Source organism: Poseidonocella sp. HB161398, assembly GCF_005870025.1.
In the GTDB taxonomy this organism is placed as follows: Bacteria; Pseudomonadota; Alphaproteobacteria; order Rhodobacterales; family Rhodobacteraceae; genus Mangrovicoccus.
In genome coordinates this window covers 1-22,287 of record NZ_VATA01000020.1, presented here as the reverse complement: position 1 = coordinate 22,287, position 22,287 = coordinate 1, and the positions used below count along the sequence as shown (strand labels likewise).

The following is a 22,287-nucleotide window of genomic DNA, read 5'->3' as shown; positions in this document are numbered from 1 at the left end:
ATGAGACGAGACGAGATCCTGGACGTGCTGGAAGGCACCCATCCCCGGCTTGGACGGTTCGTGGCCTTCGCGCTGAACGGCGCGATCCTGTTCTCGGCCGTGGCGATCACGCTGGAAACCATCGACACGCTGCCGCCGCTCCTGCGCGAGACGATGCGCGTCTTCGAATGGGTGGTGCTGGCGATCTTCACCGCGGAATACGTCACCCGGCTGGTCTGCGCGCCGCATCCGCTGCGCTACGCGCTGAGCTTCTGGGGGATCGTCGACCTGATGTCCTGCCTGCCGGCTCTGGCGGTGCTGCATCCGCAATGGGCCGCCTTGCGCTCGCTGCGCATCGTCCGGCTGTTCCGGCTGCTGAAGCTGCTGCGCGCCGCCCATGCGCTCGACCGGCTCTCCGGCGCGCTCGGCTCGGTCAAGGGCGACCTCGCGGTCTTCGCGCTGATCGCGGGCATCGTGCTCTATATCGCGGCGGTCGGCATCTACATCTTCGAGCACGAGGCCCAGCCCGAGGCCTTCGGCTCGATCCCGGAGAGCTTCTGGTGGGCCATCGTCAGCTTCACCACTGTCGGCTACGGCGACAGCTATCCCATCACGGTCGGGGGACGGATCTTCACCTCGGCCATCCTATTCGTCGGGCTGGGGGTGATTGCCGTCCCCGCCGCCGTCATTACATCGGCGCTCATCGAGCAGTCCCGGCAAGATCGCAGCAGGAAGGAACGACATGAGATTTCCCAGCATTCCCGGCATACTCGCCAGCCTCGCCCTCGCCATGGGCGCAGCGACCGCAGCCCTCGCGGCTGATCCGGTCAAGGTCGGCTTCGTCTATGTCGGCCCGGTGAATGACGGCGGCTGGTCGCAGCACCACCACGAGGCCGCCATGAAGCTGAAAGAGCATTTCGGCGACGCCATCGAGCTGGTCGAGCAGGAAAGCGTGCCCGAGGGCCCGGATGCCGAGCGGGTGATGACGCAGATGGCGCTGACCGGCGCGGATATCATCTTCGCCACCTCCTTCGGCTACATGGACCAGGTCGAGGCCGTCGCCGGCAAGTTCCCGAACGTGAAGTTCGAGCACGCGACCGGCTACAAGTCCGGCCCGAACTTCGCCAACTACTCGGCCCGCTTCTACGAGGGCCGCGCGGTGATGGGCACGATCGCCGGCATGATGACGGAGTCGAACAAGATCGGCTATCTCGCCTCCTTCCCGATCCCGGAAGTCATCCGCGGCATCAACAGCTCCTACATCCACGCCAAGAAGGTGAACCCGGATGTCGAGATCCGCGTCGTCTGGCTGAACACCTGGTACGACCCGGCGAAGGAAGCCGACGCGACCCAGGCGCTGGTCGAACAGGGCGTCGATGTCGTGCTGGCCCATACCGACTCCACCGCGCCGCTGGCGACGCTGGAGAAATCCGGCGGCTACGGCTTCGGCCAGGCGGCGGACATGGCGCAATACGCGCCGAAGCCGCGGCTGAGCTCGATCATCGACGAATGGGCGCCCTATTACGAAGAGCGCGTCCAGGCAGTGATGGACGGCACCTGGGAGACCGCGGCCACCTGGTCGGGCATCAAGGACGGCATGGTCGGCATCGGCGAGTTCTCCGACGCCATGCCCGAAGAGGTGAAGGCCAAGGCAACCGAGGTCATGAACGCGATCGTCGACGGCAGCTACCACCCGTTCACCGGCCCGCTGAACAAGCAGGACGGCACGCCGTGGCTGGCCGAGGGCGAGGTTGCCGATGACGGCGCGCTGGCGGGCATGAGCTTCTATGTCGAGGGCGTGACCGGCGAGATCCCGAACTGATCCGCAAGGGCAGTTGCCGGACAGGACGAAGCGCGCGGGACCTCCCGCGCGCTTTCGCGTTTCACGAGACGCGGATGCCGCGCTCGGCCAGCGGGCGGGGCCCGGCCTGGGCCTCGGCGAAGCGGTCGGCCATCATCCGGTAGTCGGTGGGGATGTCGCGCATCGACAGGATGCCGATCACGCTGCGGCCGGTCGCGCCGGGGCCAAGCACCGGCAGATGGCGCACCCCGCTCTCGCGCATCATCGCCAGCGCCGCGGCGATGCTCTGCCCGCTGCCGATGGCGCAGGGATCGGGGCTCATGATCTCGGCGACCGTGGTGCCGTCCATCCCCCGCCCCTCGCAGACCGCGCGGCGGATCACGTCGGTCTCGCACAGGATGCCGCGCAGCCTGTCCCCCTCGGTCACGGCCAGCGCATCGGCATCGGCGTCCCGCATGGCGCGGCAGGCCTCGCGCAGGCTCCGCTCCGGCCCGATCCGGCAGAGCGGCCGCCCGGCCACCGCCTCCCCAACGGTTCTGATCGTCATCCTCTCCTCCTCCGGGTGATGATAGCACGACTCCGGTTTGTCATGAATTCGTTACAAAACCGCAGCTTTCCCCCGCCCGGCCCCCTCCGCCGGAAAACCTTCCGCCAAGTCCCTCCGGCGCAGGCGGAAATTCCGGCTTTTTCCTGACTCGGGGATGCGGAATTTGCCATGGATCAAGTTTCCCGCATGCGTCCGGAGCTAGAGCGGTGCCGTCAGTCACCATTCCCGGAAAGGGGCCGATCATGACCTGGGCCGACAAGCTCGACGAGATGAGAACCAGCCTGCGCAGCCTGAACCAGGCGGCGCCGGAGATGAGCAAGGGCTTCGGCGCGCTCTCGAAAGCCGCCAAGACCGGCGAGGCGCTGGATAAGAAGACGCTGGAGCTGATCGCCCTGGCCATTGCGGTCGCCGATCGCTGCGAACCCTGCATCGCCTTCCATACCGAGGCGCTGGTGAAATGCGGCGCGACCCGGGCCGAGATCTCGGACATGCTGCAGATGTGCGTGCAGATGGGCGGCGGCCCCTCGCTGATGTACGCGGCCAAGACGCTGGCCTGCTATGACGAGCTTGCCGCCGCCTGAGCGCCGGGCTGCTAGACCAGCAGCGTGACGCGGTCCCCGGCCTCCTGCGCGGCGTCGCGGAATTCCGAGAAGCGCTCTACCAGCAGCCGGTACTGGGTCGGGATGTCCCGCATCGACAGGATCCCGACCAGCTCGCGGCCCAGCATGACCGGCAGGTGGCGGAAATCGCCGTCGGTCATGATCCGCATCGCCTCTGCCAGGCTGGCCGAGACCTCCACGCTCCGCGGCTCGGCGGTCATGATGGCGCTGACCGGGGTTTCCGTGGTCGGGCGCTCGGCGCAGATCGCGCGGGCGATCACGTCATGTTCGGAGAGGATGCCGACCAGCCGCCCCTCGTCGAGGACCGCGACCGCGCCCTCGGGCGAGGCGACCAGCAGATGGCAGGCCTCGCGTACGGTGGCCTGCGGGGATACGGTGCGGACCTTGCGGGATGTCACGATCGTGGCGATGGACTGATGAATCATGTTGTCCTCCCTGTTTGTCCAGAACCATGGCCTTCATTGTAGGCGAATGCGGGACAGTTGCGGCATGGAACCTGCCCGCGCGGTTAAAGAATCCTAACCGCTGGCGCCGCGCTGGACAGGCGGCCCGGCCCGGTGGTTAAGTCTGCGGGCAGCCTGCCGCTAGGGCAGGCGACAGGCAGGGAGGGGCCGGCCATGGCGGTCATGGCGCGCGACTATGTCGAGGTCGCCGGAGAGCTCGACGGGTTCCGCAAGGCGATGCTCGCGAACCGCCGGGTCGCGGGGCTGGCCGATGTCTCGCCCGACCACCAGGCGCAGGCGGCGCTGACCACCGGCGGCACGCTCCTGATCACCGGATCGGACAGCATCGGCGACTATGCCAATTTCAATCTCCGCCCCGGGCGTCGGCTGGCCGAGACCGGCCGGATCTCGCTGCTGACCGGCGCGCTGCCGGTGACGCAGTTCCATGGCGGCTTCCTGCTGCATGCGCTGAAGGTGATGGCCTTCCTCGGGAACCGCCGCCCGAAATTCGTCGCCGGCCATTCGCTGGGCGCAGCCGCCGCGCAGATCATCGGCACCGCGCTGCAGGTCCCCGCCATCGGCTTCGCCTCGCCGCAGGTGATCCGCGACGACCAGCCGAGAGTGCCCGGCGAGGGCTGGGTGATGAATGTCGTCTGGAAGCAGGATTTCGTCACCGAGGGGTACAAGCTGGCGCGGATGCGCAATCTGGGCTCGGTGCAGGAGCTCGACAGCGCGCGGTCGCATTTCGGCATCGACCATGTGGTGAAGGACTATGTCGCGCTCTTGAAGGCCGACCGCGCCGCCGCCGCCCCGAAGCTGAGCGCCGCCTGGCCCCGCCCCGGCAGCCGAACCGCCGTCGCCTGAGCCGCGACGCCTTGCCTGCGCCGTCCGGGTTGCGTATTCCCGGCACCAATACCGGGAGGGTGCCCCATGGAAATCTGCCGAAGCAAGTCCGAGATGCGCCGCGCGACTGCCACGATGCGTGCCGGCGGCGCGCAGAGGATCGGCTTCGTGCCGACGATGGGCGCGCTGCACGAGGGCCATCTGGGCCTTGTCCGCCTGGCGCGGTCGCAATGCGACCGGGTGGTGGTCTCGGTCTTCGTCAATCCGACCCAGTTCGAGGATCCCTCCGACCTGGAGAAGTACCCCCGCGACGATGCCCGCGACATGGACCTCCTGCGCGCCGAGGGCGTGGACGCGGTCCTGCTGCCCGCGGTGGAGGAAATGTACCCGCCGGGCGCGCAGACCATCGTCGAGACCACCGGATTGTCGCGCGTGCTGATCGGCGCGCTGCGCCCGGGCCATTTCCGCGGCGTGGCGACGGTCGTCACCAAGCTTTTCAACATCGTCGGGCCGGATGCCGCCTTCTTCGGCGAGAAGGACTACCAGCAGCTGGCGGTGATCCGCACCATGGTGCGCGATCTCGACATGCCGGTGGAGGTCTTCGGCCATCCGATCGTGCGCGAGCCCGACGGGCTGGCCATGTCCTCGCGCAATGTGCGGCTGCTGCCCGAGCACCGCGTCGAGGCGCCGGTGCTGAGCCGCGCGCTGGAGCGCGCCGAGGCGATGGCCGCCGCCGCGCCGGTCACGATCGACGAGCTGCGCGCCGACATCGCGCTGACCCTGGCCGAGGCGCCCTCGGCCGAGGTCGATGCCATCGACATCCAGGATGCGCAGACCCTCGGCGATCTCGACGGTCCGCTCGACCGTCCGGCCGTGATCCTGCTGGCCGTGCGCTTCGGCGCCATCCTGCTGATCGACAACCGCGTCGTATCCCCCGTCTAAGGAGTTTCCATGAGCACCCAGGCCCCCATCCGCCGCGTCACCGTCCCCCAGATCGCGCGGCGCAAGGGCGGCGAGCCGATCGTCTCGCTGACCTCCTACCATGCCCATACCGCGGCCATCGTCGACGAGGTCGCCGATTTCATCCTGGTCGGCGACAGCCTCGGCATGGTGATGCACGGCATGGACTCGACGCTGGGCGTCTCGCTCGAGCTGATGATCATGCATGGCAAGGCCGTGGTCCGCGGCACGCAGCGCGCGCTGATCGTCGTCGACATGCCCTTCGGCACCTACGAGGAGAGCCCCTCCGAGGCCTTCCGCAACGCCGCGCGGATCATGAAGGAGACCGGCTGCGGCGCGGTCAAGCTGGAGGGGGGCCGCCGCATGGCCGAGACCATCCGCTTCCTGACCGAGCGCGGCATCCCGGTGATGGCGCATATCGGCCTGACGCCGCAATCGACCAACGTGATGGGCGGGTTCAAGACCCAGGGCCGCGACGAGGAAAGCTGGCCGCAGCACGAGGAAGACGCCCGCGCCGTGGCCGAGGCCGGCGCCTTCGCCATCGTGCTCGAGGGCATGGTGGAGCCGCTGGCGCGGCGGATCACCGAGCAGGTCTCCATCCCCACGATCGGCATCGGCGCCTCGGCGCATTGCGACGGCCAGGTGCTGGTGCTCGAGGACATGCTGGGCCTGAACCCCTGGACGCCGAAATTCGTCAAGGTCTACGGCCAGCTCGGCGCGATGATCAAGGACGCCGTGCGCGCCTATGCCGAAGAAGTGCGCGACCGCTCCTTCCCCGGCGAGGACCAGGTCTACCGCTAACGTCAATTTGCTTGACCTGGACAAGCTAAACCGCTTCCATCCGGCCGAGGGAAATCGGGAGGCGGACCGGCGGGTGGCATCATGACGTTGCTCAGCGCTCTGGCACAATTCAGTCTAGTTCATAGCCGCATTGACTCGCTCCTCCAGCAGGAGGCGGCGAATACTGCGGATCTGTCCCTGCTGCTGCGCCAGGCGCAGGATCTGCGCGGCGCGCTGCTGGCGACCGTGCCGCGCGACGAGCGCGAGGCCGCGCAGAAGCTGGCCTGCATCGTCAACCTGATCCGCCGCGACGCGCAGCTGCAGGGCTTCGACAGCGAGCTCTCGGCACTGCTCGAGGCCGCGCAGGAGACCTGCGGCGCCATCGACCGGCCCTATGCGGTCCAGGCTGCGCCGCGCAGCAATGGCCGCGCCTGCCGGGTGCCGTCGCATTTCGGCGGTTCGGTGGCGGATTACGTCGCCTTCGCCCGCGGGCGGCTGTCGCTGATCGACACCGACTACCGCTTCATCGCCACCAGCGAGGACACCGCGCGGCATTTCGGGCGGCAGCAGATCTCGCTGATGGGGCTGCCCCTGGCCGAGGTGATCGGCAGCCACCGCTTCGAGACCCGGGCGCGGCAGCGGCTGGATGCCTGCTTCGAGGGCGCCCCGCAGAGCTACCATGTCGCCCTGCCCGAAGGCGGCAAGGCCAAGATCATGCGCTGCGACATGCGCCCGGTCGCCTCCTGCGAGGGCGGCGTGCTGGGCGCGCTGGTCTACATGACCGATGTCACCAGCCAGGTGAAGCGGCTGCGCCCCGACCAGGATCTCTTCGCCCTCGGCATGCGCCACAACGCCTGAGCTGTCCCGCCGCCAACGGCCGCGGCCCGCACCCGGCCCTTGCGGCGCCGCAGGTCCGTCGCCATCCGTCCCGCCGGGCCAGGCAAGCAGCCGGACTGCGTGCCGCCCCGCGTCGCGGACCCATTGCGATGTCAGGCCGGCCCCGTCCCGAGCCGGGACCGGATCGCCGCCACCGCCTCCGCCACGCCGGTGATGCCCGTGTCGATCCGCAGATCGGCCGCCTCCCAGGGCTCGTAGTCGCGCGCCTCGACCGCCGCCCAGTCCGGCATGGCCAGCCCCGGCACGCCGGTCGCGCGCGTCTCCACCCGGCGGCGGTGCTCCGCCCGGTCCGCGCAGATGGTCTCCACCCCCAGCATCGGCACGCCCGCGCGCTCCGCCGCGGCGGAGAAGATCGCGCGGGTCAGCGGCCAGGGATTCACGCAATCGATGATGGCCGCATGGCCGAGCTCCAGATTGGAGGCCGCCAGCGCCGCCGCCACATGGTAGCTTTCGGGTCCGATATCGCGCCCCGGATCGAGCGCCCAGATCGCGGCGTCGATCTCGTCGACCCGCAGATATACCGCGCCCGCCGCCACCGACAGCGCGCGGGCGATCGTGCTCTTGCCGGTGCCGGGCAGGCCCGCAAAGGCGACGAGAACGGCCATTCCGGCCGCGCCCTGCCGCTCAGAGCATGCCGGGGATCACCTGGTCCGGCGGGCGGTGGCCATCGGCGAAGGTCTTGATGTTGATGATGACCTTCTCGCCCATCTCGATCCGGCCCTCGACCGTGGCCGAGCCCATATGCGGCAGGAGGACGACATTGGGCAGCTCGCGCAGCTGCGGCGAGAATTCCGGCCCGCGCTCGAACACGTCGAGCCCGGCGCCCGCCAGCTCGCCCGCGCGCAGGGCCCGGGTCAGCGCGGCCTCGTCGACCACCTCGCCGCGCGAGGTGTTCACGATCACGGCCGAGCGCTTCATCATCTTCAGCCGCCGCGAATTGACCATGTGGAACGTGTCGGCGGTGGAGGGGCAGTTGATCGACAGGATGTCGGCGCGGCGGATCATCTCGTCGAGATCCTCCCAGTAGGTCGCGCCCAGCTCCTGCGCCACCGCGGCATGGACCGGGCGGCGGTTGTGGTAGTGGATCTCGAGCCCGAAGGCCCTGGCGCGGCGCGCCACGGCGGTGCCGATCCGGCCCATGCCGATGATGCCCAGCCGCCGTCCGCCGAGCCGTCCGCCAAGCAGCGCGGTCGGCGCCCAGCCCTTCCACTGGCCCGACTGCATCAGCGCCAGCCCCTCGGGGATCCGCCGGGTCACCGACAGCATCAGCGCCATCGCCATGTCAGCAGTGTCGTCGGTGACGACATTGGGCGTGTAGCTGACCAGGATGCCGCGCTGCCGTGCGGTGCGCACGTCGATATGGTCCACCCCGGCGCCGTAATTGGCAAAGAGCTTCATCCGCGGACCCGCCTGGGCGATCATGCCGGCGTCGATCTGGTCGGTCACGGTGGGCACCAGGACATCGGCGGTGCGGATCGCCTCGATCAGCTCGGCCTTGGTCATCGGCGTGTCGTCTTCGCGCAGGGTCGTGTCGAAAAGATCCGCCAGGCGCTTCTCCACCGGTTCGGGCAACCGCCGGGTCACAATAACTTTCAGCCGATCCTGCCCCATTCTCTCCACCCTCGGTCTTTCCTTGAACCCCATTCGATGGCAAATTGCGGCATAAGAAGTGGGGACACAAGAACCCCGGTGCGCGCGCGGCAATTTAAACCGCAGCCCAGGCAGAGCAGAGGCATGGCAATGGGACCATTGTACAGGGCTGTCCTTGTGGCGGTCGCGCTGGCCGCAGCGGTTCCGGCCGCCGCGCAGCAGCGCATCGGGCCGGAAACCGGGCAGCCGCTGCCCCGCTGGGTGTCGATGAAGGCGCCCGAGGCGAATGCGCGGCGCGGCCCCTCGATCAACCATCGCATCGACTGGGTGTTCAAGCACCGCAACATGCCGCTGCTGGTGACTGCCGAATACGGCCACTGGCGCCGGGTGGTCGACCGCGACGGCTTCGGCGGCTGGGTGCACTACGTCCTGCTGAGCCGCACCCGCACGGTGATCATCGACCAGGACATGATGCCGATCCACCGCAGCCCGGGGGACTCGCCCGACGACATCCTGGCGGAGGCGCAGGAAGGCGTGATCGCGCAGCTGAGGGAATGCGAGAGCGGCTGGTGCCGCATATCCGCCGACGGCGTGCGCGGCTGGGTGCACGAGGACGGGCTCTGGGGCGCGGGCGATCCGGTGATGCCCGAGCGCTCGGACATCGCGCCGCCGCCCGCCGACCTGGCCGCCGATGCGGCCGCAACCGCGGCCGGGCAGTAGCGGCGGGCCTCAGACCGGCGCGACCACGGTCATCGGCGCCTCGAACCAGTGCTCTTCGAGATTGGCAGTCGTGCCGATCCGGTCCACCACGGCGAAGAGCCCCGGCGCCGAGAGCGGCGTCAGCACGCCGTGCCAGGTGCCGCGATGCAGGTTGATCCCCTGCCCCGGCGCCGTCAGGAAGGCATGGACCCTGCCCGGAACCGGCGCGTCGCCCTCTGCCACCACCACCAGGAAGGGATCGGGCGACATCGGCAGGAAGGCCTGGCTGCCCTCGGGATGGCGTTCGACCATCTCCAGACGGTAGGGCAGCTGCCGCGGCTCGGCCTTGAAAAGGCTGATCCCGGCAGATCCGCCCGGCCCGAAATCGAGCCGCGCAAGATCGTGGTAGCGGCCGCAGAGCCCCTGGTTGATGATCCTGTCCGGCGCCCCCGCGACCTCCAGCACATCGCCGAAGGGCGCGAAAGCCGCCCGGGTGAGCGGCTCCGCGACGATCGTCATGCCGGCCGGCCGAAGAGCCTCAGGCGGCTGACGCCCCCGTCGGGATAGATGTTGAAGCGCACATGCGTCACCGGGCCGAAATCGGGTTCCAGATCGTCGGCGAAGGTGTGGATCGCGTCCGCGCTCAGCCGCTGCTGCGGCAGCAGCTCCTTCCAGAACATCGAGTCGGTGATCAGCGCGTCGGTCAGCCCGTCGCCGAAGGCGCCCATATCCGCCGCCTGGATCGAGCAGCGGTCGGGGAAGTTCCCCTTGAAGTGGTGCGTGTCGACCAGCGCCTTGTGGATATGGCCGCGCGCGCCGAGGGCGATGATCATCCAGTCATAGCCGGGCTCGCGCCGCCGCCGGGTTTCCCAGCCGTCGCCCATGTTGATGCCGCGCCCGGGCGCCAGCAGGCGGTTGAAATCGCCGTAATGCGCATCCGAGAAGGCCAGGATCCGGCCGCCGTTCAGCGCGGCCGCCAGGTCGATCTCCTGCCCGTCGTTGGTCGGGTCGAGCTCGGGCACGCCGTAGACGCGCAGCCGCGCGACACCGCCATCGGGATAGATGTGCAGCCGCAGATGGGTCCACAGCTCGTAGCTCTGGCAGGGGAAGTAGTGATGCGCATCGGCGCCGAGCGCGCGGTGCTTGAGGATCTGCACCCAGGCCGTGTCGGCATCGGGTTCCTTGCCCGCGGGCAGCGAGGCCGCCTCGATCCGGCAGGCCGGCGCGTAGTTGCCAGTGAAATGCGAGGTGTCGATGTCGAAGCCCAGCACCCGGCCGGGCGCGGCGAGCTTGACGATCCCCCAGTCATGGCCGCCGTCGCGGCGCCGCTGGGTTTCCCAGCCGTCCATCCACTTCCCGTGATCGTCGAACTTGTCGGGGATGAACACGGCGGGCGCGTCCGCGAGCATCCGCTCGAGCGGCGCGAAGAATTCATTGGAGCTGGCAATCGCGCGGGCACCGAGGCCCGCCGAAGCAAGGTTGATCCCGGTGCGCGCAAACAGCGGCATGTCCGGGCTGAGGTTTTCGATCGAAGGCATTCCGCCTCTGGTTCCTGACTATGAGAAGAATTCGGATAGGCGAAGGTATGCGATGCGCTCGACCTGCCTGCAAGCCTCTGCGAATTCGGTTTCCGCATCGTGGGAGAGGCGGCGCCGGAACGCGGCCAGAATGGTCTCCTTGGTGTTGTCGCGCACCGCGATGATGAAGGGAAATCCGAATTTCGAGGTATAGGCGCCGTTGAGCTCCTCGAAGGCGGCGCGCTCGGCATCGGTCAGCGCGTCGAGCCCGGCCGAGGCCTGCTCGGCGGTCGACTCCGCGGTCAGCCGCTTCGCCGCGGCGAGCTTGCCGGCCAGGTCGGGATGAGCGCGCAGCACGCCCATGCGCTCCTCGGCGCTGGCCGAGCGGAAGGCGCGGGCCAGGGCGATATGCATCCCGGCCAGCGAATCATGCGCCGGACCCAGCTCCAGCCCCCAGGCGCGCTCGGCGATCCAGGGCGAATGCTCGTAGATGCTGCCGAATTTCGCGACGAAGGCGTCGAGCGGCAGTTCGGTCGGACGGAACGGCTCTGCCGGCGGGTGCTCTGCCGCCCAATGCGCCGCGATCTGGGCGCGGGTGGCGATCCAGACCTGGTCATGGGACTGCACATAGGCGAGGAAGCGCTTCACCGCCTCGGCGCGCCCCGGCCGCCCGGCCAGGCGGCAATGCAGCCCGACGGTCATCATCTTGGCCTTGCCCGCGACGCCCTCGGCATAGAGCCCGTCGAAGGCGTCCTTGAGGTACTGGAAGAAATGCTCGCCGGTATTGAAGCCCTGCGCCGAGGCGAAGCGCATGTCATTGGCGTCGAGCGTGTAGGGGATGATCAGCTGGTCGCGCTCGCCGAAGCGCTTCCAGTAGGGCAGATCGTCGTCATAGGTGTCGGCGATGTAGTCGAAGCCGCCCTCTTCGGCCGCCAGCGGCACCGAATTCATCGAGGCCCGCCCGGTGTACCAGCCGCGCGGACGCTCGCCGGTGACCTCGGCATGGAGGCGGATCGCCTCCATCATCTGGGCGCGCTCGTCTTCCGCGGGCATGTCCTTGAATTCGATCCATTTCAGCCCGTGGCTGGCCATTTCCCAGCCGGCCTCCTGCATCGCCATGACCTGCTCGGGGCTGCGCGCCATCGCCGAGGCGACGCCGTAGACCGTGACCGGGACATCGCTGCGGGTGAAGATCCGGTGCAGCCGCCAGAACCCCGCGCGGGCGCCGTATTCGTAGATCGACTCCATGTTCCAGTGGCGCTGGCCGACCCAGTTGGCGGCGCCGACGATTTCGGACAGGAAGGCCTCGGAATAGGTGTCGCCGTGCAGAAGGCAGTTCTCGCCGCCCTCTTCGTAATTGACGACGAAATTGACCGCGATCTTGGCGCCGCCCGGCCAGCGGGCATCCGGCGGGTTGGCCCCGTAGCCGCGCATGTTCCGTTCATAGCGGTTCGGCATCTCGGTCATTCGGTCTTCCTCGTCTCTCGCCGGTTCCGGCAGTCCCGGGCCGACCTTATGAAGCACGCCCGCGCCGGACAAACGGAAACCGCCTGCCCGGGCGCTGCCTGCGGCGCGGTATCCCGCTCAAAGATGAAATCGAGGGCAGCCGCGCCCGGCCGCCCCTGCCGCGGTCACTGGCCGGCGAAGCGCGCCTGCCATTCGTCGCGCTGGTCGTCGGTGATCTTGGCGAAGAGCACCTCCGGCACGGTGAAGGCATGGCCGGGCTTCAGCGTCTCCGTCATGGTCGCGCGGACATCCTCGGGCCAGTCGATGACCTGCAGCGCGAAGGTCTCGCGCAGCGTCTCGGCGGCATCGGGGATGAAGGGGGCGGAGAGCCCGGCATAGACCACGGCGAGGTTCAGCGCGAAACGCACCTGCGCGGCGGCCTGCTCGGGATCGGTCTTGAAGACCGACCAGGGCGCGGCGGCCTGCAGGTATTCGTTGCCAGCGACCCAGATGCCGCGCAGCTCCTGGCTGGCCTTGCGGACCTCCATCGCCTCCATCAGCGACTCGTAGGTCTTCACCCGCGCCTCGATATCCTTCAGCACGGCCTCCTCGGCCTCGCCCCACTGGCCGCCCTCGGGCACGACTTCGCCGAATTTCGAGCGGCAGAACTTGGTCACGCGGCTGACGAAATTGCCCAGCACATCGGCGAGGTCCTTGTTCACCCCCGCCTGGAAGTTCTCCCAGGTGAATTCGCTGTCGGAGCTTTCCGGCGCGTGGCTCAGCAGCCACCAGCGCCAGTAGTCGGCCGGAAGGATCTCCAGCGCGGCATCCATGAAGACGCCCCGGCCCTGGCTGGTCGAGAACTGGCCGCCGTCATAGTTCAGGTAGTTGAATGACTTGATGTAGTCGACCAGCTTCCAGGGCTCGCGCGAGCCCATGATCGTCGCCGGGAAGCTCAGCGTGTGGAAGGGGACGTTGTCCTTGCCCATGAACTGGACATAGCGCACGTCCTGCGCCCCCATGTCGGTGCGCCACCAGCGCTGCCAGGCCTCGTCGCCCAGCCCCTTGGCCTCGGCCCATTCGGCAGAGGCGGCGATGTACTCGATCGGCGCGTCGAACCAGACATAGAAGACCTTGCCCTCCATCCCCGGCCAGGGCTCGCGGCCCTTCTGCACCGGCACGCCCCAGTCGAGGTCGCGGGTGATGCCGCGGTCCTGCAGCCCGTCGCCGTCATGCAGCCATTTCTTGGCGATCGAGGTGGTCAGCACCGGCCAGTCGGCCTTGGTGTCGATCCAGGCGTCCAGCTCGTCCTTCATCGCGGACTGCTTGAGGAACAGGTGCTTGGTCTCGCGCACTTCCAGATCGGTCGAGCCGGAGATCGCCGAGCGCGGGTTGATCAGGTCGGTCGGGTCGAGCTGCTTGGTGCAGTTCTCGCACTGGTCGCCGCGGGCCTTGTCATAGCCGCAATTCGGGCAGGTCCCCTCGATGTAGCGGTCCGGCAGGAAGCGGCCGTCGGCATTCGAGTAGACCATCTTCTCCGAGACTTCCTCGATGAAGCCGTTCTCGGCCAGGGCGGCGGCGAAATCCTGGGTCAGCTCGCGGTTCTGCACCGAGGAGGACCGGCCGAAATGGTCGAAGGACAGGCGGAACCCCTCGGCCAGCTTCGACTGGATGCCATGCATCTCGGCGCAGAAATCGGCGACCGGCTGTCCGGCCTTGGCGGCGGCCAGCTCGGCAGGCGTGCCATGCTCGTCGGTGGCGCAGACGAACAGCACCTCGTTGCCGCGGGCGCGGTTGTAGCGGGCATAGAGATCCGCCGGGAGCTGCGACCCGATCAGCGTGCCGAGATGCTTGATGCCGTTGATATAGGGGAGCGCGGAAGTGATCAGGATGCGTGCCATGGATATCGCCTTTGTCTCGTCCCGCCTCCCTTAGCCGAAGGCCCGGCCGAGTTCTAGCACTGCCATGGGGCGGCATGCGGAAAGGGACCGGGCACGGCAGGGCGATGCCGCCTGCCCGGGCAGCCCCGCCGGCCTCGACCGGCCGGCGGGGCGGCGCTCAGGCGCTCAGGCGCCCTGCGGCGCGAGAAGCCGCGCCTTCATGGTGATTTCGGCGGCCATCAGCTTGGAAATCGGGCAGTTCGCCTTGGCCGTCTCCGCCGCCTCGAGGAAGGCCGCCTCGGTGGCGCCGGGCACTTCCGCCTCGACCTCGAGCGCGAGCCCGGCCACGGCGAAGCCCGCCTCCTGCTTCTCCAGCTTGACGGTCGAGCGGGCGCGGATCTCCTGCGGGGTCAGCCCGGCCTGGCCGAGGATCATCGACAGCGCCATGGCAAAGCAGGAGGCATGCGCCGCGCCGACCAGTTCCTCGGGATTGGTGCCCTTCTGGCCGTCGAAGCGGGTGTTGAACCCGTAGGGCTGGCCCTCCAGCGCGCCGCTTTCGGTCGCGACCTGCCCCTTGCCGGTCTTGAGATCGCCGTTCCAGATGGCTGAACCGTGTTTCTCGATCATGGGACGCTCCTTTCGGTTGCTGTTCGCATCCGGTCAACGGGCCGACCCGGCGGATGTTCCGCCCCGGGTCAGCGGCCGATCAGCCGGAGCGCCGCGCGGATCCGCAGGTCCACCCGGTCGGCGACCAGATCGGGATAGCCCGAGGCGCCGAACGCGCTGCGCTGGATGCTGCCGGTCAGGAGCACGGTCAGCCGGTCGCGGTCGCCGGGATCGCTGTCGGGCGGACGGTAGAGCCGCGCCGACAGCACCAGCGGCCGCGTCACGCCGCGGATCGTCACCCGCCCGGAGATGCGCGCCCCCTCGGCGACCGAGCCGGTCACGCTGTCGGAGCGGAAGGAGATCTCGGGATGGGCGGCGGCATCGAGCACGCTCTCGCTCTTCAGCGCGTCGGTGGCGATCTGCGAGGCCGCGCGGGTGCCGTTGACGTCAAGCACGACGACGGCGCGGGAATTGCCGAGCCGCGCAAGGTCGATCACCATCTCGGCCGATTTGACCGGCATCGTGCCCTCGGCCGGTATCCCGCCGATCTTGTAGCCGAAGCGCAGCTCCGACCCGGCGGGATCGAGCCGGTAGTTCAGCGGCTCTGCCATCCCGGCCAGCGCCGGGAGAAGCAGTCCGAGGATGAGAAGCAGCCGGACCATGCCCTGAACATAGCACGCTCCGGGCGCTTGCCATGTTCAGATCTGCGAGGGCCAGTCGCGATGGGTGCCCGCAAGCGCATAGTCCGGGCGCTTGGCCAGCGGCCAGGCGGCGCCGAGCGCCCGCCATTCGGCAATCGCCGGATCGGCAAGATGGGCATTCACGTAGTCGCGCGCCGCGCCCTCCGCAGGCAGGCAATAGCCCGCGATCCGCATCGCCACCGGGGCGAAGAAGGCATCGGCGATGGTGTAGCGCCCGAAAAGCCAGGGCCCCTCGCCGCCCCAGCGCTCCCGCGCGGCCGCCCAGAGCACCGCGATCCGCTCCAGATCGGCCTGCACGTCGGCGGGCACGGGGAAATCGGTGCGCTGATGGGTGACGACCATCGGGCAATGGCCGCGCAGCGCGCCGAAGCCCGAGTGCATCTCGGCGGTGATCCAGCGCGCCAGCGCCCGCGCCGCCGGGTCCCCGGGCCAGAAGCCGGCATCGGCATGGCGCTCGTTCAGGGTCTCGGCGATGGCCAGGCTGTCGCCGATCACGGTGCCGTCGGCCAGCCGCAGGACCGGCACGGTCCGGGCCGGCGCCACCGGCGCCAGATCGGCCATCTTGCCGCCTTCGTAGATGTCGACATGGACCAGCCCGAAATCCAGGCCGAACCGGTGAAGCAGGAGCCAGGCGCGCAGCGACCAGCTCGAATAGGACGCGTGTCCGATGAAAAGTTCGTAGCTCATGGCAGGACCTTAGCGGCCCGCCTCCCATCACGGAAATTGCATTTTGTGGGGCCAGGCATCAGGGCTGGTGATTGGCGGAGAGCTCCTCCCAGCCGCTGGCGCCCAGGTGCAGGCTGGTGACCGAGAGCGGCTCGATCTTCTGGGCGAAGACCTCCGGGGCGGCGATGCCGCGGGCGCGCTCGATCTGGGTCAGGATGGCGCCGAAATGGGCGACGACGATGATCTCGCCGCCGAGCGCCGCCAGCCGGTCGGCCGCCGCCGAGACCCGCGCCGAGAGCGCGTCCCAGCATTCCCCCCCGGTGGCATGCGACGGGCCGGGGCGCTGCCAGAAGGCGGCGATGGCCTCGGGCTCCTCGGCCTCGATCTCGGCGAAGCTGCGGTTCTCCCAGGCGCCGAAATGGATCTCGCGCAGGTCCGGCTCATGCGGCAGCCTCTGGCGCGCCGCGCCCGACAGCGCATCCGCCGTCGCCACCGCGCGGCAGAGATCCGAGGAGACCAGCCGCGCCGCGGCGGGCAGATGCGCCGAAAGCCGCGCGACGCGGGCGCGGTCCGACAGGTCGGCCGGCAGGTCGGTCCAGCCGATCATCGTGCGGGCATGGGTCGGGCCGTGGCGCACCCAGTGCAGAACGGTCATGGCAGCACCCCCTTCAGCGCCATCGGCAGCCCCGCCGTCACCATCACGACCAGCTCCGCCTGCGCGGCCAGCCTCTGGTTCAGCCGCCCCTGCGCGTCGCGGAAGCGCCGGGCCAGCGGATTGTCGGGCACGATCCCCTGCCCGACCTCGTTCGAGACCACCACAACCGGCCCCGGCGCGGCATGGAGCCCGGCCAGAAGCGCCGCCTCCGCCGCGGCCAGATCGGCCTCCGCCAGCATCACGTTCGTCAGCCACATCGTCGCGCAGTCCAGCAGGATCCCCGCCCCCGCCGGACAGCGGCGCAGCGCGTCGCCCACCGCCATCGGCGCCTCGATCGTGGTCCAGCCGGGGCCGCGCTGCTGGCGGTGCGCCTCGACCTTCAGCGACATCTCGTCATCCCAGACCTGTGACGTCGCCAGGTAGATACGATCCAACCCGCTGTTTTCAATCAGGCTTTCTGCGTATCTCGACTTCCCCGAGGCCGCGCCGCCTAGCACGAGCGCAAGATTTGGCAACATTTTTTAGCTCCCTAGATGAACCAAAAGCCGGTCTCGCGCGTAGTCAGGGGGACAAGAGGAGACCGATGTCCATGGCCCTTGATGCTATCCCTGCCGAGCAGACTTTCTCGCGCCGTGCGATGAAAGCGGAACTACTCGATGCGGAGACCGAACTCAAACTCGCCTATGCCTGGCGCGATCAGCGTGACGAACGGGCCCTGCACAGGCTGATCACCGCCTACATGCGGCTGGCAATCTCGATGGCGTCGAAATTCCGCCGCTACGGCGCGCCGATGAACGACCTCATCCAGGAGGCCAGCCTCGGCCTGATGAAGGCCGCCGACAAGTTCGACCCGGATCGCGGCGTGCGCTTCTCTACCTATGCGGTGTGGTGGATCAAGGCCTCGATCCAGGATTACGTGATGCGCAACTGGTCGATGGTGCGCACCGGCTCCACCTCCTCGCAGAAGTCGCTGTTCTTCAACCTCCGCCGGGTCCAGGCGCGGCTGGAACGCGAGGCCGAGGCCCGCGGCGAGAGGCTGGACAGCCACCAGCTTCGCCATATGATCGCCACCGAGGTCGGCGTCCCGCTGCAGGATGTCGAGATGATGGAGGGGCGGCTCTCGGGATCAGATTTCTCGCTGAACGCCACCCAGTCCAGCGACGAGGACGGGCGCGAATGGATCGACACGCTGGAGGACGAGGCCGGGCAGTCCTCGGAACAGGTGGAGCTGGCGCACGATGCGGCGCATATGCGCGACTACCTGATGGCGGCGATGGACGCGCTGAACCCGCGCGAGCAGTTCATCATCCGCGAGCGCAAGCTGCGCGACGAGACCCGCACGCTGGAGAGCCTCGGCCAGGAGATGAGCCTGTCGAAGGAGCGCGTGCGCCAGCTCGAGGCCGCCGCCTTCGCCAAGATGCGCCGCGCGCTCGAGGCCCGCAACGTGGTTCTGCAGGACTTTCTCTGACGGCGCTCGGCGCCGCGCTCCTCTGCCTCGCCGCCGCCTGTCCGGCGGCGGCAGAGCCCCTGCCCGATGCCGCCCGGTCGGCGCAGATCGTGCTGCTGGGCGAAACCCACGACAATCCGCGCCATCACGCGCTGCAGGCGGAGTTCACCGCCGCGCTGGCGCCCAGGGCCCTGGTCTTCGAGATGCTCTCGCCTGCCCAGGCGGCGGCGCTTGACGGGCTCGAAGACAGATCCGAACCCGCGCTGCGCGAGGCGCTCGGCTGGGACGCATCGGGCTGGCCGGATTTCTCCATGTACTATCCCATCTTCGCCGCCGCGCCCGGGGCCGCCGTCCTCGGCGCCGCGCTGCCCCGCGACGCCCTGCACCAGGCGATTTCCGAGGGCGCCGCGGCCGCCTTCGGCGCGGAGGCCGGGCAGTACGGGCTGGCCGCGCCCCTGCCCGAAGCCGAGCTGTCCGACCGGCTCGATCTGCAGCGCGACGCCCATTGCGGCGCCCTGCCCGAGGAGATGCTGCCCGGCATGGTCGAGGCGCAGCGACTGCGCGACGCCGCCTTCGCCCGCACGGCGCTCGGGGCGCTGGAGCGCTACGGCCCGCCGGTGGTGGTGATCGCCGGGCGCGGCCATGTCCGCCGCGACTGGGGCATCCCCGCTGCGCTGGCCTCCGCCGCGCCGGAGGTCCCGGTCGCCGCCATCGCGCTTTCGGAAGCCGGCTCCGAAGAGCCTTCCGCGCTCTTCGATGCCCAGATCGCGACCGCCCCCGCCCCCCGCGACGATCCCTGCGCCGCCTTCGAGTAGCCCGGCCATTGTGTCCGGGCCGCGGCTGCCCTTACATGCGCCCGGAAGCCGGAGGACCGATATGCTGGCAGGCAAGCGCATTCTGTTGATCATCGGCGGCGGCATCGCCGCCTACAAGGTGCTGGAGCTGATCCGGCTCTGCCGCAAGGCCGGGGCCGCGGTCACGCCGGTGATGACCCCCGCCGCGAAGGAATTCGTCACGCCGCTCTCGGTCGCCGCGCTGGCGGGCGAGACGGTGCACGAGGCGCTCTTCGACCTCACCTCCGAGGCCGAGATGGGCCATATCCAGCTCAGCCGCGTCTCCGACCTGGTGGTGGTGGCCCCGGCGACGGCGAACCTGATGGCGCGGATGGCCCATGGCGCGGCCGACGACCTGGCGACCACGCTGCTGCTGGCGACCGACACGCCGGTGCTGATCGCCCCCGCGATGAATGTCCGGATGTGGGAGCACCCGGCCACCCAGCGCAACCTGGCGATCCTGAAGGCCGATGGCGTCGCCGTCGCGGGCCCGGACGAGGGCGACATGGCCTGCGGCGAATACGGGCCCGGGCGGATGGCGGAACCCGGGGCGATCCTCGCCGCGATCACGGCGCATCTGGGGCCGAAGCCGCTTTCGGGCAAGACGGTGCTCGTCACCTCCGGCCCGACGCATGAGCCGATCGACCCGGTGCGCTACATCGCCAACCGCTCTTCCGGGGCGCAGGGCACGGCGATCGCCGCGGCGCTGGCCGCGCTCGGCGCGCGGGTGCGCTTCGTCACCGGCCCGGGCGAGGTGCCGCCGCCCGAGGGCGTCGAGGTGATCCGCGTGGAGACCGCCCGCGAGATGCTCGACGCGGTCGAGGCCGCGCTGCCCGCCGATGCCGCCGTCTTCGCAGCCGCCGTGGCCGACTGGCGCGTCGCCAATGCCAGCGGCTCGAAGATGAAGAAGGACGGCACCGGCCGCGCCCCGGCGCTCGACTTCGCCGAGAACCCCGACATCCTGCGCAGCATCTCCCAGCGCAAGACCGGCCGCCCCTGCCTGGTGGTGGGCTTCGCCGCCGAGACCGACGATGTCGTCGCCCATGCCACCGCCAAGCGCGAGCGCAAGGGCTGCGACTGGATCCTCGCCAATGACGTCTCGCCCGCCACCGGCATCATGGGCGGCAGCGAGAATGCCGTGACCCTGATTACCGGCAATGGCGCCGAGACCTGGCCGCGCATGGGCAAGACCGAGGTCGCCCGCCGCCTGGCTCAGCGCATCGCCGACCGGCTGACCGACTGAAAGGACCCCCCATGACCGCCATCAAGTTCCGCCGTCTCGACGGCAACGACCTGCCGCTGCCGCATTACGCGACCCCGGGCGCCGCCGGGATGGACCTGCGCGCCTTCCTGCCCGACGGGCCGGTGACCTTCGCCCATGGCGACCTGAAGATGATCTCGACCGGCTTCGCCGTGGAGCTGCCGCCCGGCACCGAGATGCAGGTCCGCCCGCGCTCGGGCATGGCGCTGAAGCACGGGTTCATCATCCCGAACAGCCCCGGCACGGTGGACGAGGACTACCGCGGCACGGTGATGGTCGGGCTCTACTACCTCGGAAAAGAGCCTTTCACGATCTCCCATGGCGACCGGATCGCCCAGGCGGTGATCGCGCAGGTCTCCCGCTTCGAGACCGTCGAGGCCGAGGAGCTGTCGGACACCGCCCGCAGCGAGGGCGGCTTCGGCTCGACCGGCCGAAGCTGATCCGGCCCGCCCCGCGCGCCGGGGACCGGCCGTCCGCAAGCGCGCGGCCCCTGGGCCCGCGGCCCGCGGCCGTTCCCGGCAGCGCGGAGGACGATGAGCCGCCCGGTCCGCCGAGCATGGCCGACAAGCTGACGGGCTACCCCACCGGCGCGACGGGCAAGATATCGTAGTCGACGCTCGGACAGGGGTCGTTGTCGAAGAGCCATTCCTCCCGCTCGAAGCCATTCCAGGTCCTGCCGCGGACCGGCGCGCCCAAACGGGCGGCGCGCCGGGCTGCCCGCGAGCGCCTCCAGCCCAAGATCCGGAAGATTTTCAAGACGAGCCTCCGGCGCTACGGGGCTCCTCGGATTCATGCCGAGTTTCGCGACCGGGGTATCCACGTGACCAGGAAGACGGTGGCCAAGCGAATGAAAGACCGAGCCATTGTCCGCCATTGCCCGAGGACAATGGCGCGGGGACGTCATCCCCCACGACGTGGCTGCGGCATCCCCCGCACGACAGATAGCCGACACAATCTGGGCATTGCGCCAAACCTTCTGCGGAAGAATTCCAAAGCCGCCGCGCTCGACCGCATCTGGCTGGCCGACATCAGCTCCGTGCCCACTGACGAAGGATGGCTCCATATCGCGGCGGTGAAGGAGTTCGTCATCGTGTCGCCACTGGTTCGAGACCGATGGCGAACGCAACCATGGAGATCGTCGCCCCCCTCTCGGCGATTGCAGGCAACCGCCTGCCGGGCAGCGGGTCGATGTCCGACCGTCTGAAAAGCAGCCCCGCGGCGGGGCGATGCGCATGGCGCTGCAGAACCGGCGGCCGGCGCCGGGACTGATCTGCCATTCAGATAGGGGCGTCCAATATGCTGCCGGGGACCACCGGCGCCTGCTGGAGGCCTGGAAAGCCGCGGCTTCCATGAGCAGCAAGGGGAATGGACTTGAGTTCAAGCTGGTCCGCGCCAGCGGATCGGATGATCCAGGGGATCATCCGAAGACGCAGAACGCGCCGATGGAGAGCCTCTTCTGCTCCCTGAAAAGCGAGCTGGTCCATCGAACCAGGTTCAAATCGCGCCGCGAGGCCAAGGCGGCCCTGTTCGAGTACATCGCCATTTTCTACAACCGGCAACGCCGCCACTCCAGCATCGCCTACCGGACGCCCGGGCAGGCAAGGATCGACATGGCCGCCACGATGGCCGCATAGTGAATATCGCCCTAGTCCGGAATCCGGCGGCAAGGTCAGTTCCCAAGTCGCGTAGGTGTAGAGGGTTCTCTGATTTCGTCCTTGTCAAGCATGGGAGGGTGACGCCGGTCCTGTTGCACAAATCAGGTGATAGCCGACCTACCCCCCTTCCCCGGACAGACTTGTTCCACGATCTCTGTGACGGGCGCGGCGTCGCCGACGAGCACGGCAATGCGGACCTGACGTTCCGCAACCTGGCGGTCGAAGTCCCGCGCCATGAGACGCTGCCCCGGCAGTTTCAAGGAGTGCATCCTGGTTTCGAGGCGGCTCCGGCGATGGTATCCGCTCCATCGTCGCCAAAGTGCTCGACCAAGGTGTTTCGAGGCTCGCAGGACCTCGTTTCCTGCAATCGCACCGGCGGTGACAGTCTTCCATGGCCTGGCATTCCTGCGCGGTGGGATGACGGCATGGACGCCACGATGGGCGATTGCATCATGGCATTT

General features: G+C 69.0%; 28 protein-coding genes. 14 read left to right on the top strand and 14 right to left on the bottom strand.

The genetic code is table 11. The features are described 5' to 3' along the window. Both FGX59_RS16720 and FGX59_RS16715 read left to right on the top strand, forming a co-directional pair. Positions 1 to 801 carry an ion transporter gene (locus FGX59_RS16720; protein WP_138468284.1) on the top strand — a complete coding sequence of 267 codons (801 nt, stop codon included), beginning with the start codon at positions 1 to 3 and terminating at the stop codon, positions 799 to 801. After that, complete coding sequence (locus FGX59_RS16715; protein ID WP_138468283.1) at positions 722 to 1,801, top strand: BMP family ABC transporter substrate-binding protein; 1,080 nt, start codon at positions 722 to 724, stop codon at positions 1,799 to 1,801. Before FGX59_RS16720 ends, FGX59_RS16715 begins: the two co-directional genes overlap by 80 nt. A 61-nt stretch (positions 1,802 to 1,862) precedes the next feature. Here FGX59_RS16715 and FGX59_RS16710 read toward each other — a convergent pair whose 3' ends face one another. Continuing rightward, positions 1,863 to 2,327 carry a cyclic nucleotide-binding/CBS domain-containing protein gene (locus tag FGX59_RS16710; RefSeq protein WP_138468282.1) on the bottom strand — a complete coding sequence of 155 codons (465 nt, stop codon included), beginning with the start codon at positions 2,325 to 2,327 and terminating at the stop codon, positions 1,863 to 1,865. A 242-nt stretch (positions 2,328 to 2,569) separates the two neighbouring features. Here FGX59_RS16710 and FGX59_RS16705 point away from each other — a divergent pair, with 242 nt between their 5' ends. Next, positions 2,570 to 2,908: a carboxymuconolactone decarboxylase family protein gene (locus tag FGX59_RS16705; RefSeq protein ID WP_138468281.1), complete on the top strand. Its 339-nt coding sequence runs from the start codon at positions 2,570 to 2,572 to the stop codon at positions 2,906 to 2,908. Positions 2,909 to 2,919: 11 nt separating this feature from the next. Here the strand turns inward: FGX59_RS16705 and FGX59_RS16700 are convergent, their stop codons facing one another. Continuing rightward, positions 2,920 to 3,372, bottom strand: coding sequence for a CBS domain-containing protein (locus tag FGX59_RS16700; RefSeq protein WP_138468280.1), 453 nt, complete (start codon positions 3,370 to 3,372; stop codon positions 2,920 to 2,922). Between the two features lie 192 nt (positions 3,373 to 3,564). Between FGX59_RS16700 and FGX59_RS16695 the strand changes: the two genes are divergently transcribed. From FGX59_RS16695 to FGX59_RS16680, 4 genes are all read left to right on the top strand, one after another. Continuing rightward, positions 3,565 to 4,254, top strand: a complete 690-nt coding sequence (locus FGX59_RS16695; protein WP_138468279.1) for a hypothetical protein — start codon at positions 3,565 to 3,567, stop codon at positions 4,252 to 4,254. A gap of 66 nt (positions 4,255 to 4,320) precedes the next feature. Continuing rightward, the gene (gene panC, locus FGX59_RS16690) at positions 4,321 to 5,175 is read left to right on the top strand and encodes a pantoate--beta-alanine ligase (protein WP_138468278.1); all 855 of its coding nucleotides are present in this window, start codon (positions 4,321 to 4,323) and stop codon (positions 5,173 to 5,175) included. 9 nt (positions 5,176 to 5,184) lie between these two features. Continuing rightward, positions 5,185 to 5,994, top strand: a complete 810-nt coding sequence (panB, locus tag FGX59_RS16685; RefSeq protein WP_138468277.1) for a 3-methyl-2-oxobutanoate hydroxymethyltransferase — start codon at positions 5,185 to 5,187, stop codon at positions 5,992 to 5,994. Positions 5,995 to 6,075: 81 nt separating this feature from the next. Further along, complete coding sequence (locus FGX59_RS16680) at positions 6,076 to 6,831, top strand: PAS domain-containing protein (protein ID WP_138468276.1); 756 nt, start codon at positions 6,076 to 6,078, stop codon at positions 6,829 to 6,831. Between the two features lie 131 nt (positions 6,832 to 6,962). Here the strand turns inward: FGX59_RS16680 and FGX59_RS16675 are convergent, their stop codons facing one another. Together FGX59_RS16675 and FGX59_RS16670 are read right to left on the bottom strand one after the other, a co-directional pair. Then, positions 6,963 to 7,475, bottom strand: a complete 513-nt coding sequence (locus FGX59_RS16675) for an AAA family ATPase (protein WP_138468275.1) — start codon at positions 7,473 to 7,475, stop codon at positions 6,963 to 6,965. 19 nt (positions 7,476 to 7,494) lie between these two features. Beyond that, on the bottom strand, positions 7,495 to 8,481 hold the full coding sequence (locus FGX59_RS16670; RefSeq protein WP_138468376.1) for a D-glycerate dehydrogenase: 987 nt from the start codon (positions 8,479 to 8,481) through the stop codon (positions 7,495 to 7,497). A 129-nt stretch (positions 8,482 to 8,610) separates the two neighbouring features. Between FGX59_RS16670 and FGX59_RS16665 the strand changes: the two genes are divergently transcribed. Continuing rightward, positions 8,611 to 9,180: an SH3 domain-containing protein gene (locus FGX59_RS16665; protein ID WP_240722516.1), complete on the top strand. Its 570-nt coding sequence runs from the start codon at positions 8,611 to 8,613 to the stop codon at positions 9,178 to 9,180. Between the two features lie 9 nt (positions 9,181 to 9,189). On the opposite strand, the gene FGX59_RS16660 is transcribed toward FGX59_RS16665, so the two are convergent. The 9 genes from FGX59_RS16660 to cobU all read right to left on the bottom strand — a co-directional run bounded on the left by FGX59_RS16660 (position 9,190) and on the right by cobU (position 17,148). Beyond that, the gene (locus FGX59_RS16660) at positions 9,190 to 9,678 is read right to left on the bottom strand and encodes an ureidoglycolate lyase (RefSeq protein ID WP_138468273.1); all 489 of its coding nucleotides are present in this window, start codon (positions 9,676 to 9,678) and stop codon (positions 9,190 to 9,192) included. Continuing rightward, positions 9,675 to 10,697: an allantoicase gene (gene alc, locus FGX59_RS16655; RefSeq protein ID WP_138468272.1), complete on the bottom strand. Its 1,023-nt coding sequence runs from the start codon at positions 10,695 to 10,697 to the stop codon at positions 9,675 to 9,677. The genes FGX59_RS16660 and alc overlap by 4 nt, the downstream gene beginning before the upstream one ends. Positions 10,698 to 10,715: 18 nt before the next feature. Further along, the gene (puuE, locus tag FGX59_RS16650) at positions 10,716 to 12,134 is read right to left on the bottom strand and encodes an allantoinase PuuE (RefSeq protein ID WP_138468375.1); all 1,419 of its coding nucleotides are present in this window, start codon (positions 12,132 to 12,134) and stop codon (positions 10,716 to 10,718) included. A 173-nt stretch (positions 12,135 to 12,307) separates the two neighbouring features. After that, a complete protein-coding gene (gene metG, locus FGX59_RS16645) occupies positions 12,308 to 14,023 on the bottom strand; it encodes a methionine--tRNA ligase (protein ID WP_138468271.1) in 1,716 nt (571 codons plus the stop codon). Between the two features lie 165 nt (positions 14,024 to 14,188). Next, positions 14,189 to 14,629: an OsmC family protein gene (locus FGX59_RS16640; protein WP_138468270.1), complete on the bottom strand. Its 441-nt coding sequence runs from the start codon at positions 14,627 to 14,629 to the stop codon at positions 14,189 to 14,191. Between the two features lie 68 nt (positions 14,630 to 14,697). Then, complete coding sequence (locus FGX59_RS16635) at positions 14,698 to 15,270, bottom strand: YceI family protein (RefSeq protein ID WP_138468269.1); 573 nt, start codon at positions 15,268 to 15,270, stop codon at positions 14,698 to 14,700. Positions 15,271 to 15,306: 36 nt separating this feature from the next. Then, entirely contained in the window at positions 15,307 to 15,996 is a 690-nt protein-coding gene (locus tag FGX59_RS16630) for a glutathione S-transferase (RefSeq protein WP_138468268.1), read from the bottom strand. A gap of 58 nt (positions 15,997 to 16,054) precedes the next feature. Then, positions 16,055 to 16,630 (bottom strand): histidine phosphatase family protein, encoded by a 576-nt coding sequence (locus FGX59_RS16625; protein ID WP_138468267.1) that lies wholly within the window; start codon positions 16,628 to 16,630, stop codon positions 16,055 to 16,057. Then, positions 16,627 to 17,148 carry a bifunctional adenosylcobinamide kinase/adenosylcobinamide-phosphate guanylyltransferase gene (gene cobU, locus FGX59_RS16620; RefSeq protein ID WP_138468266.1) on the bottom strand — a complete coding sequence of 174 codons (522 nt, stop codon included), beginning with the start codon at positions 17,146 to 17,148 and terminating at the stop codon, positions 16,627 to 16,629. The genes FGX59_RS16625 and cobU overlap by 4 nt, the downstream gene beginning before the upstream one ends. Positions 17,149 to 17,219: 71 nt before the next feature. Between cobU and FGX59_RS16615 the strand changes: the two genes are divergently transcribed. From FGX59_RS16615 to FGX59_RS16590, 6 genes are all read left to right on the top strand, one after another. Further along, a complete protein-coding gene (locus tag FGX59_RS16615) occupies positions 17,220 to 18,098 on the top strand; it encodes an RNA polymerase factor sigma-32 (protein ID WP_138468265.1) in 879 nt (292 codons plus the stop codon). Beyond that, entirely contained in the window at positions 18,095 to 18,892 is a 798-nt protein-coding gene (locus tag FGX59_RS16610) for a ChaN family lipoprotein (protein ID WP_138468374.1), read from the top strand. The genes FGX59_RS16615 and FGX59_RS16610 overlap by 4 nt, the downstream gene beginning before the upstream one ends. Before the next feature lie 61 nt (positions 18,893 to 18,953). Beyond that, complete coding sequence (gene coaBC, locus FGX59_RS16605; protein ID WP_138468264.1) at positions 18,954 to 20,153, top strand: bifunctional phosphopantothenoylcysteine decarboxylase/phosphopantothenate--cysteine ligase CoaBC; 1,200 nt, start codon at positions 18,954 to 18,956, stop codon at positions 20,151 to 20,153. Between the two features lie 11 nt (positions 20,154 to 20,164). Beyond that, entirely contained in the window at positions 20,165 to 20,611 is a 447-nt protein-coding gene (gene dut, locus FGX59_RS16600; protein ID WP_138468263.1) for a dUTP diphosphatase, read from the top strand. A gap of 191 nt (positions 20,612 to 20,802) precedes the next feature. Continuing rightward, the gene (locus FGX59_RS39705) at positions 20,803 to 21,375 is read left to right on the top strand and encodes an IS3 family transposase (protein ID WP_138468262.1); all 573 of its coding nucleotides are present in this window, start codon (positions 20,803 to 20,805) and stop codon (positions 21,373 to 21,375) included. Between the two features lie 28 nt (positions 21,376 to 21,403). Further along, a complete protein-coding gene (locus tag FGX59_RS16590; protein ID WP_171060677.1) occupies positions 21,404 to 21,805 on the top strand; it encodes an IS3 family transposase in 402 nt (133 codons plus the stop codon). Positions 21,806 to 21,927: 122 nt separating this feature from the next. On the opposite strand, the gene FGX59_RS16585 is transcribed toward FGX59_RS16590, so the two are convergent. Then, a partial coding sequence (locus tag FGX59_RS16585; protein WP_370296069.1) for a transposase occupies positions 21,928 to 22,287 on the bottom strand: 360 nt, incomplete at its 5' end.

What these genes read in the sequence shown, in the direction of transcription:
- FGX59_RS16670 (WP_138468376.1), bottom strand. Translation starts at nt 8,481, where the DNA reads ATGGGGCAGGATCGGCTGAAAGTTATTGTGACCCGGCGGTTGCCCGAA.
- FGX59_RS16695 (WP_138468279.1), top strand. Translation starts at nt 3,565, where the DNA reads ATGGCGGTCATGGCGCGCGACTATGTCGAGGTCGCCGGAGAGCTCGAC.
- metG (WP_138468271.1), bottom strand. Translation starts at nt 14,023, where the DNA reads ATGGCACGCATCCTGATCACTTCCGCGCTCCCCTATATCAACGGCATC.
- FGX59_RS16680 (WP_138468276.1), top strand. Translation starts at nt 6,076, where the DNA reads ATGACGTTGCTCAGCGCTCTGGCACAATTCAGTCTAGTTCATAGCCGC.
- cobU (WP_138468266.1), bottom strand. Translation starts at nt 17,148, where the DNA reads ATGTTGCCAAATCTTGCGCTCGTGCTAGGCGGCGCGGCCTCGGGGAAG.
- FGX59_RS16635 (WP_138468269.1), bottom strand. Translation starts at nt 15,270, where the DNA reads ATGGTCCGGCTGCTTCTCATCCTCGGACTGCTTCTCCCGGCGCTGGCC.
- coaBC (WP_138468264.1), top strand. Translation starts at nt 18,954, where the DNA reads ATGCTGGCAGGCAAGCGCATTCTGTTGATCATCGGCGGCGGCATCGCC.
- FGX59_RS16710 (WP_138468282.1), bottom strand. Translation starts at nt 2,327, where the DNA reads ATGACGATCAGAACCGTTGGGGAGGCGGTGGCCGGGCGGCCGCTCTGC.
- panC (WP_138468278.1), top strand. Translation starts at nt 4,321, where the DNA reads ATGGAAATCTGCCGAAGCAAGTCCGAGATGCGCCGCGCGACTGCCACG.
- FGX59_RS16625 (WP_138468267.1), bottom strand. Translation starts at nt 16,630, where the DNA reads ATGACCGTTCTGCACTGGGTGCGCCACGGCCCGACCCATGCCCGCACG.
- panB (WP_138468277.1), top strand. Translation starts at nt 5,185, where the DNA reads ATGAGCACCCAGGCCCCCATCCGCCGCGTCACCGTCCCCCAGATCGCG.
- FGX59_RS16630 (WP_138468268.1), bottom strand. Translation starts at nt 15,996, where the DNA reads ATGAGCTACGAACTTTTCATCGGACACGCGTCCTATTCGAGCTGGTCG.
- alc (WP_138468272.1), bottom strand. Translation starts at nt 10,697, where the DNA reads ATGCCTTCGATCGAAAACCTCAGCCCGGACATGCCGCTGTTTGCGCGC.
- FGX59_RS16705 (WP_138468281.1), top strand. Translation starts at nt 2,570, where the DNA reads ATGACCTGGGCCGACAAGCTCGACGAGATGAGAACCAGCCTGCGCAGC.
- FGX59_RS16640 (WP_138468270.1), bottom strand. Translation starts at nt 14,629, where the DNA reads ATGATCGAGAAACACGGTTCAGCCATCTGGAACGGCGATCTCAAGACC.
- puuE (WP_138468375.1), bottom strand. Translation starts at nt 12,134, where the DNA reads ATGCCGAACCGCTATGAACGGAACATGCGCGGCTACGGGGCCAACCCG.
- FGX59_RS16700 (WP_138468280.1), bottom strand. Translation starts at nt 3,372, where the DNA reads ATGATTCATCAGTCCATCGCCACGATCGTGACATCCCGCAAGGTCCGC.
- dut (WP_138468263.1), top strand. Translation starts at nt 20,165, where the DNA reads ATGACCGCCATCAAGTTCCGCCGTCTCGACGGCAACGACCTGCCGCTG.
- FGX59_RS16665 (WP_240722516.1), top strand. Translation starts at nt 8,611, where the DNA reads ATGGGACCATTGTACAGGGCTGTCCTTGTGGCGGTCGCGCTGGCCGCA.
- FGX59_RS16660 (WP_138468273.1), bottom strand. Translation starts at nt 9,678, where the DNA reads ATGACGATCGTCGCGGAGCCGCTCACCCGGGCGGCTTTCGCGCCCTTC.
- FGX59_RS16590 (WP_171060677.1), top strand. Translation starts at nt 21,404, where the DNA reads ATGGCGCTGCAGAACCGGCGGCCGGCGCCGGGACTGATCTGCCATTCA.
- FGX59_RS16715 (WP_138468283.1), top strand. Translation starts at nt 722, where the DNA reads ATGAGATTTCCCAGCATTCCCGGCATACTCGCCAGCCTCGCCCTCGCC.
- FGX59_RS16675 (WP_138468275.1), bottom strand. Translation starts at nt 7,475, where the DNA reads ATGGCCGTTCTCGTCGCCTTTGCGGGCCTGCCCGGCACCGGCAAGAGC.
- FGX59_RS16615 (WP_138468265.1), top strand. Translation starts at nt 17,220, where the DNA reads ATGGCCCTTGATGCTATCCCTGCCGAGCAGACTTTCTCGCGCCGTGCG.
- FGX59_RS16720 (WP_138468284.1), top strand. Translation starts at nt 1, where the DNA reads ATGAGACGAGACGAGATCCTGGACGTGCTGGAAGGCACCCATCCCCGG.